Origin of the sequence: Corynebacterium sp. HMSC08A12, from assembly GCF_001807485.1 — a bacterium.
GTDB lineage: Bacteria > Actinomycetota > Actinomycetes > Mycobacteriales > Mycobacteriaceae > Corynebacterium > Corynebacterium evansiae.
Genome location: NZ_KV789183.1, coordinates 92,669 through 102,260 on the forward strand (window position 1 = coordinate 92,669; position 9,592 = coordinate 102,260).

Genomic DNA, 9,592 nt, shown 5'->3' on the forward strand with positions numbered 1-9,592 from the left:
GGCGGCGGGTGTAGCGCGGGGTGGCGTCGTAAAAAGAAAGAAAGAGAAAAAGAAACGAGCCTCACATCCGGCTTCCGTAGCTAACCATAGCACCTCCCACACCGCGAGTACCTAACGGCTAGGCTGAAATGCATGAAGTCGACGATGCAGGAGATCCCACTATCCGTAGCGAGGATCCTGGAATACGGGGCCAGCGTTCACCGAAACACCACGGTGACCACGTATTTTGACGAGACTGCCGAGCAAACCAGCTTCCTGCACATCGGCATCCGCGCAGCCGCTATGGCCAACATGCTGCGCGACGAATTCGGCATCGAACGCGGTGACCGCGTGGGCACTGTCCTGCCGAACTGCACCGAGCACCTGGAGGTACTGCTCTCCGTGGCGTCGATGGGCGCGGTGTTTAACCCCATCAACCGGCACCTCATGGACGCCCAGATCACACACATCATCAACAAAGCGGCGCCGAAAGTGCTGGTACTCGACCCGACCTGCAGCGAACAGATCGTCCCGCTACTAGCCGACTGCCCGTGTGTGGAGGCGGTGCTGGTGATCGGCCCGAACCTTGCGGACACCGAGGCGGTGCAACGGCTCGTCACAGCACAGGGTGAACAGGGCGAACAAGGCGAACAGGGCAAACCGGGCTTGAGCCACCTGCGCGTATTGAACCTGGAGGCCGCACTCGACGGGCGCAGTGCCGACTTCGATTGGCCGGACATGGAAGAAACCGACCCGGCGGCCATCTGCTTTTCCACCGGCACAGAAGGCCCACCGAAGGGCGTAGTCTACTCCCACCGCGCGCTGTGGCTGCACTCCATGCAGCTGCGCGCCGCCGATAGCTTCAGCATCCGCAACGGCACCAGCTTCCTGTGCTGCGTGCCGATCTATCACGTCCTCAGCTGGGGCGTGCCACTGGCCGCGTTTATGGCCGGCGCGCCGATCGTGTTCACCGGCCGCAGCGCCACCCCAGAACACCTGGCGCACGTGATCGCAGACGCCATGCCGCGCCAGGCCCACGGATCGCCAGCTGTGTGGACGGGTCTGCTGGTGCACTACGCCAAGAAGCACCCGAAGAAGATGAGCCTGCAGGAAATCTACGTCGGCGGCTCGCAGGTCTCCCCCGCCATGATCGATGCCTGGGAGGAGCGCTTCGGCGTGGACATCATCCACTCCTGGGGCATGACGGAGACCGGACCGGTGGGCACCGTCGCCCACCCACCCGCAGGCGTGGCCGGCGCTGCCCGCGCTAAGTACCGCGAAAGCCAAGGGCGCTTTCACGCGGGCATGCGCTACCGCATCGTCGACGACCACGACAATGTGCTGGAAGCCAACGACCGCAACGAAGGCGAGCTGCAGGTACGCGGCAACACGGTGACAGCCTCGTACTATAAGGACGACAGCCCGCGCTTTACCGAGGATGGCTGGCTGCGCACCGGCGACATCGCCACCGTAAACAAGGACGGCTACCTGACAATCCACGATCGCAAGGCCGACATCATCCGCTCGGGCGGCGAATGGATCTATTCTGCAGCGCTGGAGAACTACCTGCTGGAACCCACAGCGGTGATCGAGGCGGCGGTGATCGGCATTCCATCGGAGAAGTGGGGGCAGCGTCCGCTCGCGGTGGTAGTGGTTGCCGAAGGCACCCCCTGGACTGCGGAAACCGCGCAGGAGTTGGCCGACGATCTACGCAAGCGCGTGCCCGGCTGGATGGTGCCCGAGAACTGGACCTTCGTGGATCACATCGATAAGACCAGCGTGGATAAGTTCGACAAGAAGGACCTGCGCCAGTACTTCCGCGAGGGGAAGTTCGAGATCATCACGATCTAAGGGGCGCACCCGGGTGCCTGCTGAGGGGTAGGCTGGGGCGAACTGGACCGGGTAAGGGGGCACACCCCCTGGGTCGTCGGGGTAAATTCACCAGAATTTAACAGGAACGATTCCAACTATTGCGGGAAAAAGTAGAGTAGCGTTTTCCTGCATGACCGATGTAACTGTGCTGGCCCTCGGGCCGCAGTGGTTCGACCCGATGTATTTGCTTTCGGGCTCCGGACCTTTCGGCGCGGCGATCCTGCCCGCCATTTTTGCGATCATCTTCATCGAATCCGGGCTGTTCTTCCCTTTCCTGCCCGGCGACTCCCTGCTCTTCACCGCTGGTCTACTGGCCAGCCAGCCCGATGGCTTCGCACCCCTGTGGCAGGTATTGCTAATCACCCCGATCGCAGCGATCCTGGGCGACCAGGTGGGCTACTGGATTGGCCACCGCTTCCACCCCGCGCTGCGCAACCGGAAGGACGGGCGTTTCTTTAAGCAGGAGCATCTGCACCGCTCTGAGGCGTTCTTTGAGAAATACGGTGCGATCACGATCATCCTGTGCCGCTTCGTACCCTTCGTGCGCACCTATGCCCCACTAGTAGCTGGGATGTCCGGCATGCGCTATCACACGTTCATTCTTTTCAACGTGCTTGGTGGTGTGCTGTGGGCCAGCGGCATCGTCTACCTGGGGTCGCTATTCGGCGGAGTGGAGTTCGTGCGCAACAATATCGACGCCATCTTCCTCGGAATTGTCGCCTTCTCGATTGTCCCGATGCTATTCGGGTTAATACAGAAAGCCCGGAGCGAGAGGAAACAATCTCCCGCCCCGGCCACTATTGAAGAATAGTTTCCCAGGATTGGTTTCCGGCCTTACCCGGTGACGTCTACCGCGACCGGACCGGCGACATCCAGCTCCAGGACCTTCATCCCGCGGCCGCGGGCCTCTTCCACCAGTGCGTTGTCCACCGGCTCGGTGCTCAGCACCAGGATCGTCGGGCCCGCGCCCGAAAGGAACGCCGGATAGCCCAGGTTGCGCAGACGGTTCACCCACTCGGCGGTCACCGGCAGCACCTCGGCGCGGTAGGTCTGGTGCATGCGGTCGCGAGTGCCCTCCCACAGCAGCTCCGGATCGTCGCGCAGCGCGACGGTCATGACTGCCGTGCGGGAGACGTTGAAGCGGGCATCCACGTGGCTAATGTCCGACGGCAGCACGCGACGGATCGCCTCCGTCGATGCGTGGAAGTCCGGGATGAACGCGGTGGCCTTGATGTCCGGGTGCACGTCGATGCGACGGGCGTGGTAGGCCGGTGCGGATACTCCGTCGATGGGCGTGTTCGTCCACGAGACCACGCCCGCGCCCAGCACGGAAGCGCCCGCGTTATCGGGGTGCCCCTCAAAGGTAGAGGCGATCTGCACCTGTGCCTGGTCGTCCAGCGTGAACCCTGCCAGGCCGTTGCCCGCGGCCACGCCTGCCGTCGCCGCGGCGGCCGAAGACCCCAGGCCGCGGGACTGCGGGATGGAGTTCGTACAGCTCACACGCAACCCCGGAACCGTCACGTCGGCTTCCTTCAGCGTTGCGCGCAGGGCGCGTACCACCAGGTGGCGCTCGTCCAGTGGAACCTCGCCCTCGCCTTCACCGGTGACCTCGACCTCCAAGCCGGACTCGATGACCTCGGCAGTCACATAGTCATACAGCCCCAGCGCCAGGCCGAGGGTATCGAAGCCAGGCCCCAGATTCGCGGTCGATGCGGGAACCTTGACGGTGGCCTTGCGGCCAACGGGGATCTCGACGCCCATTACTTCAACCCCAGCTTGTCTGCAACGGCGTGCGGGTCCACGTCGGTGACGGTGGGCTCCGGCATCTGAGACAGCGCAGTCGTCGGATCCTTCAGGCCGTGGCCGGTGACGGTACACACAATGCGCTGTCCAGCAGTCAGCTCGCCGTTGGCGTGAGCGTCCAGCAGACCTGCAACGGAAGATGCAGAGGCCGGCTCGACGAAGATGCCCTCGCGGCCAGCGATGGTGCGGTAGGCCTCCAGAATCTGCTCGTCGGTCTGGGCGCGGAAGTCGCCACCCGACTCCTCCTTGGCTGCAACGGCCTGCTGCCAGGAAGCCGGGTTACCAATGCGGATCGCGGTAGCGATCGTCTCCGGCTCCAGCACAGGCTCGCCCTTGACCAGCGGGGCAGCTCCGGCTGCCTGCACGCCCTTCATCACGGGACGCTGGGTGGAAACGCCGTCCTCCGCGTACTCGGAGTAGCCCTTCCAATACGCCGTGATGTTGCCCGCGTTGCCGACTGGCAGGAAGTGAACATCGGGGGCGTCACCAAGACAATCCACAATCTCAAACGCGGCGGTCTTCTGCCCCTCGATGCGCATCGGGTTCACGGAGTTGACCAGGGCGATCTCCGGGAACTCGGTGGTGGTCTTGCGGACCAGCTCGAGGCAGTCGTCGAAGTTGCCGCGTACCTGGATGATCTGCGCGCCGTGCATTACTGCCTGCGCGAGCTTGCCCTGGGCGATCTTGCCTTCTGGGATCAGCACGGCGGACTTCAGACCGGCGCGGGCGGCGTAGGCCGCCGCGGAGGCTGAAGTGTTGCCGGTCGAGGCGCACATCAGGACCTTCTGGCCCTTGTGGTAAGCGTCCGTGACGGCCACGGTCATACCGCGGTCCTTGAAGGAACCGGTGGGGTTGGCACCTTCGATCTTGAGGTAGACCTCGCAGCCTGTGATCTCCGACAGGTAGTTCGCGCGCAGCAGCGGGGTGCCGCCCTCGTTGAGGGTCACCGGCTCCCAGTCCTTCGCGAACGGCATCCGATCGCGGTACATGTTGATCAGGCCGGTCCAGTGGTTCAGAACCTTGTTCGTCATAGCTTCCCTGTCGTTTCTTCCCAGTTGTCGGTCTTGGCTTAAAGCGCTCTTAGAGTTTAGCCTTCCATGCGGATGACGGAGTCAATCGCCTTGACAGCGTCGAGCTCCTTGAGCTTCGCCACGGTCTCTTCCAGGTTCTTTTCCTTCGCGCTGTGGGTGATGACGACGAGGCGCGCACCGTCGTTCAGCCCTTCTTGACGCACGGTCTTCAGCGACACACCCTGCTCAGAGAACACGGAGGCCACCTCAGCCAGCACGCCCAGGCGATCATCCACCTGCATGTCCACGTGGTAGCGGGTACGCACGTCACCAAAGTTGGCGATGGGCAGGGAGGCGTAGGTGGACTCCCCTGGTCCGCGGCCACCGAGCACAATGTTGCGCGCCACGGCCACGACGTCACCCAGCACGGCGGAGGCGGTCGGGCCGCCACCGGCGCCGTTGCCGTAGAACATCAGGCGACCGGCGGACTCCGCCTCGACGAAGACTGCGTTGTAGGACTCAGAGACGCTGGAAAGTGGGTGGCTGCTGGGGATCAGCGCCGGGTACACGCTTGCAGACACAGATTCCTTACCTTCCTCATCCACCAGACGCTCACAGATAGCCAGCAACTTGATGGTGGAGTTTGCGGCCTTGGCCGCTTCGATGTCGGCGACGGTGATGTCGCGGATGCCTTCGGTATGCACGTCCTCGCCGGACACGCGGGTGTGGAATGCCAGGGAGGCCAGGATGGCGGCCTTGCTGGCGGCGTCAAAGCCGTCAACGTCGGCGGACGGGTCGGCCTCCGCGTAACCCAACTCGGTGGCCTCTGCCAGCATCTCGTCGTAGCTGGCACCCCGGGTGTACATTGCGTCGAGAATGAAGTTAGTGGTGCCGTTGACAATGCCCATCACCTGGTTGACCTTGTCGCCGGCAAGGGAGCGGCGCAGCGGTCCAACAACCGGGATGGCGGCGGCAACGGCCGCCTCGAAGAACAAATCCACGCCGGACTCGTCGGCAGCGGCAGCCAGCTCGTCAGCGTGAGCGGCGATGAGAGCCTTGTTGGCGGTGACGACGGACTTGCCGGCGCGCAGCGCCGCCAGCACGACCTCGCGCGGGTACTCGATGCCGCCGATGACCTCGATGACCAGGTCAATGTCGTCGCGGGCCACCAGAGACAGCGCGTCGTCGGTCAGCTTCTCCGGATCCACACCCGGGCGGGGCTTGGACAAATTGCTGACGGCAATACCCCGGACCTCCAGCGGGCCACCGATGCGGGCTGCGAATTCATCACTGCGCTCCTCCAGCAGCCGCAGCACTTCTGCACCAACGGTACCCATGCCCAGCAGAGCCACACCTACGGTCTGGCCGATTCCCTTGCCTGGCTTAAACTTCTGCTCGGTCATGTCGCTCCTTTGTCGCTCCTTTGTAAGGTCTCAAATGAGAGGAAAGTTGGTAATTTTTTCTTAGGTTATCGCACCAATCTACCGTGCGACTAGACAAAGCTGTCCATTACCCCTGTTTTGCCCTGTATCCAGGAAGTTACTCCTCCAAAGCCAGCACGTCGTCGATAGTTTCGCGGCGAATCATCAACCGCGCCTCGCCGTCGGCCACTCGCACCACCGGGGGTCGGGTCATCATGTTGTACCGAGAGGCCATCGCGTAGCAATACGCGCCCGTGGCGCCGATCATCAACAGGTCCCCGGGACGAACGTCCTCCGGCACCAGCGCGTCATTGACCAGCACGTCGCCCGACTCGCAGTGGGAGCCCACAATGCGGGTCGGCAGCAGCTCACCGTCGACCTCGCGGTTGGCCACGCGGCAATCGTATTCCGCCTGGTAGAGGGCGGGACGGATGTTGTCGCTCATGCCGCCGTCGACGGAGATGTAGCGGCGGGTCATGCCCTCGGCCACCTCGACGTCCTTCACCGTGCCCACCCGGTAGAGCGTGATCATCGATGGTCCGGCAATCGCTCGGCCCGGCTCGACGTTGAGCTTCGGCTCGGGCACGCCGGCCGCCTCTGCTGCCTTGCGCACCTTGCTCTTGAGTTCGGACGCCACCTCTTCCACGTCCAGAGCCTCCTGATCCGGCATGTAGGCGATACCGTAGCCACCACCGAGATCGAGGGTATCCAGCGACGTGGGGGCGTCCGAAAGCGTCGCGGTGGAATCCAACAGCTGCTTCCACAGGCCCAGCAGGCGCTCGGCGGCCAGGGCGAATCCGGAGGCCTCGAACACCTGGGAGCCGACGTGGCAGTGCAAGCCGCGCAGGCGCACGCCATCAGCAGCGTGGCACGCCATGGCCGCATGATGAGCTGCTCCGGAGGCCAGGGAGAATCCAAACTTCTGATCCTCGTGGCTGGTGGCGATGAACTCGTGGGTATCGACGTGCACGCCAGGGGTCACACGCACCAGCACATCCTGGGACTTCCCCAGCTCACCGGCGACGGCGGACAGCGCCTCGATCTCCTGCAGCGAGTCCACGACGATCAGCTCCGCGCCTTCGGAAACTGCCAGGCGCAGGAACTCCGGGGACTTGTTATTGCCATGCACGGTGATGCGCTCGGCGGGGAATCCCGCGGCCAGGGCGACCTGCAGTTCGCCGAGGGAGGCCACGTCCAGGGATAGCCCTTCTTCCATCACCCAGCGGGCGACCGTCTTCGAAAGGAAGGCCTTGGAGGCGTAGTGCACGAAGTTCCCGCCGCCGAAAGCCTTCGCCAGGCGGCGGCAACGGGTGCGGAAGTCTTCCTCGTCCATCACGAACGCGGGCGTACCGAATGTCTCGGCGATCTCGGTGATCGGCACGCCGCCGATGGTGACCTCCCCCTGTCGCTCCCCTGTCGTCTCGCGGCGAAGGGTCAGCGGGTAGACGTGCGCGGGAATCGCGTTGAACTCCGCGGTGCTGGCCGTGCGGCGGCGCAACGGCGTGGAGTTCAAGTGAGTCTCCGGATCCAAGGGAATCTCCTAGGTGAGTGAATTATCGGCAGGGGGCGGGAGGTGGTGGCGTCACAAAGAAAAACAACAACTACATGCGCTCCGGGGCGGACACACCCAACAGCTCGAGCGCATTGGCCAGGGTCTGACGGGAAGCCGCGGCCAGGGACAGACGGGCGGCGAACAGGGCCTGGTTCTCGGCCACAGTCTGCTCGTCGTCGCTCGGCTTAGGCAGGATCTGGCAGGCATCGTAGAAACGGTGGAAAGTGCCGGCCAGGGACTCGGCGTAGCGAGCCACACGGTGCGGTTCGCGCAGCTCGGCGGCGGTCTTCACCACGGCTGGGAACTCGCCGAGGGTGCGGATCAGGTCGCCTTCGCGGTCGTGGGTCAGCAGGGAAAGGTCGGCACCCTCGCGAGTAACCCCCAGGTCCGCAGCCTTGCGCGCCAGAGAGCACAGGCGGGCGTGCGCGTACTGGACGTAGAACACCGGGTTGTCGTTGGACTTCGAGGCCCACAGATCCATGTCGATATCCAGGGAGGAGTCCACAGAGCTGCGGATCATCGCGTAACGGGCAGCGTCCACGCCGATGGCCTCCACCAGGTCATCCAGGGTGATGACGGTGCCGGCGCGCTTCGACATACGCACGGCCTTGCCATCCTTGACCAGGTTCACCAGCTGGCCGATGAGCACCTCCACCTGCTGCGGGTCGTAACCCATGGCGGCAGCCGCCGCACGCAGGCGAGCGATGTAGCCGTGGTGGTCGGCGCCCAGCATGTAAATACACAGGTTGTGGCCGCGATCGAACTTGTCGGCCACGTAGGCGATGTCGCCGGCGATATACGCTGCGTTGCCGTCGGACTTAATGACCACACGGTCCTTGTCGTCGCCGAAATTGGTGGAGCGCAGCCACCAGGCACCATCGGCCTCGTAGAGGTTGCCGTTGTCCTTGATCTTCTGGATCGCAGCCTCCACCGCACCGGACTCGAACAGGGAGTTCTCGTGGAAGTACACATCGAATTCCGTGCCGAACTCCGCAAGAGTGCGCTTGATGTGAGCGAACATCAGCTCCACACCCTGGGATCGGAACAGTTCCTGTGCCTCGTCCGCGCCGAGCTGCTGCCAATCCGGGTTGGCCTCCACGATCTGGGAGGCGATGTCCTGGATGTAATCGCCGCCGTAGCCGTCGTCCGGAGTGGGATCGCCCTTCGCGGCGGCCACCAGGGAGCGGGCAAAGCGGTCGATCTGCGCGCCGTGGTCGTTGAAGTAGTACTCGCGGGTGACCTTCGCGCCGCGGGCGGTAAGCACACGCCCCAGGGAGTCGCCCACGGCCGCCCAGCGGGTACCGCCCAAGTGGATCGGGCCAGTCGGGTTGGCGGAGACGAACTCCAAGTTGATGGCCGAGCCAGCGAGCTCGTCGCCGCGGCCGAAGTCTGCACCGGCGGTGAGGATGTCCTCGACGATCTTGCCCTGCGCAGCGGCGGCCAAGCGGATGTTGATGAAGCCCGGGCCTGCGACAGTGGCTTCGTCGATGCCCTCGTGCGCGCCGAGGGATTCCGCCAGCCAGGTGCCGAACTCGCGCGGGTTCGTGCCGGCCTTTTTGGCCACCTGCATGGCGATGTTCGTTGCGTAGTCGCCGTGCTCCGGGTTGCGCGGGCGCTCCACGGTGGCGCTCTCCGGCACCACGGAGGAATCCAGACCGTGGGCATCCAGGGTCGTGCGGGCAGTTTCGGTAATCAGTTCAGACAATTCAGCAGGAGTCACAGCATTAAACACTAGCAGTGAGGCCGGACAGCTTACGCAGTGGCGGAGGTGATTGAACTACTGCCCCGGTGCAGTGCTAGACTTTCAACCCGTATTGACGCGAACACAAAGTGAACCGCCGATACGCGCCTTCGTAGCTCAGGGGATAGAGCACTGGTTTCCGGTACCAGGGGTCGTGAGTTCGAATCTCGCCGAGGGCACTCTGTCATGAGTCGCGACATAGTTGACACTTCAG

The 9,592-nt window shown here is 63.9% G+C and carries 7 protein-coding genes and 1 tRNA gene; 3 read left to right on the forward strand and 5 right to left on the reverse strand.

The annotated features are described in order from the left end of the window. The first annotated feature begins 132 nt into the window (after nt 1-132). A complete protein-coding gene (locus tag HMPREF3166_RS06605; protein WP_035003550.1) occupies nt 133-1,830 on the forward strand; it encodes a long-chain fatty-acid--CoA ligase in 1,698 nt (565 codons plus the stop codon). A gap of 151 nt (nt 1,831-1,981) precedes the next feature. Beyond that, a complete protein-coding gene (locus tag HMPREF3166_RS06610) occupies nt 1,982-2,662 on the forward strand; it encodes a DedA family protein (RefSeq protein WP_034985607.1) in 681 nt (226 codons plus the stop codon). Nucleotides 2,663-2,685: 23 nt separating this feature from the next. Here the strand turns inward: HMPREF3166_RS06610 and thrB are convergent, their stop codons facing one another. From thrB to argS, 5 genes are all read right to left on the reverse strand, one after another. Then, nucleotides 2,686-3,612, reverse strand: a complete 927-nt coding sequence (gene thrB / locus HMPREF3166_RS06615) for a homoserine kinase (RefSeq protein ID WP_070488307.1) — start codon at nt 3,610-3,612, stop codon at nt 2,686-2,688. Beyond that, nucleotides 3,612-4,685 carry a threonine synthase gene (gene thrC, locus HMPREF3166_RS06620; RefSeq protein WP_035003552.1) on the reverse strand — a complete coding sequence of 358 codons (1,074 nt, stop codon included), beginning with the start codon at nt 4,683-4,685 and terminating at the stop codon, nt 3,612-3,614. Before thrC ends, thrB begins: the two co-directional genes overlap by 1 nt. A gap of 56 nt (nt 4,686-4,741) precedes the next feature. After that, nucleotides 4,742-6,067, reverse strand: coding sequence for a homoserine dehydrogenase (locus HMPREF3166_RS06625; protein ID WP_034985613.1), 1,326 nt, complete (start codon nt 6,065-6,067; stop codon nt 4,742-4,744). Between the two features lie 136 nt (nt 6,068-6,203). After that, nucleotides 6,204-7,616, reverse strand: a complete 1,413-nt coding sequence (lysA, locus tag HMPREF3166_RS06630; protein WP_070488309.1) for a diaminopimelate decarboxylase — start codon at nt 7,614-7,616, stop codon at nt 6,204-6,206. Nucleotides 7,617-7,686: 70 nt separating this feature from the next. Beyond that, a complete protein-coding gene (argS, locus tag HMPREF3166_RS06635; protein ID WP_070488310.1) occupies nt 7,687-9,357 on the reverse strand; it encodes an arginine--tRNA ligase in 1,671 nt (556 codons plus the stop codon). Nucleotides 9,358-9,484: 127 nt separating this feature from the next. On the opposite strand from argS, the gene HMPREF3166_RS06640 reads away from it, so the two are divergent. Continuing rightward, nucleotides 9,485-9,557 (forward strand) — tRNA-Arg (locus HMPREF3166_RS06640). Nucleotides 9,558-9,592 lie beyond the last annotated feature (35 nt).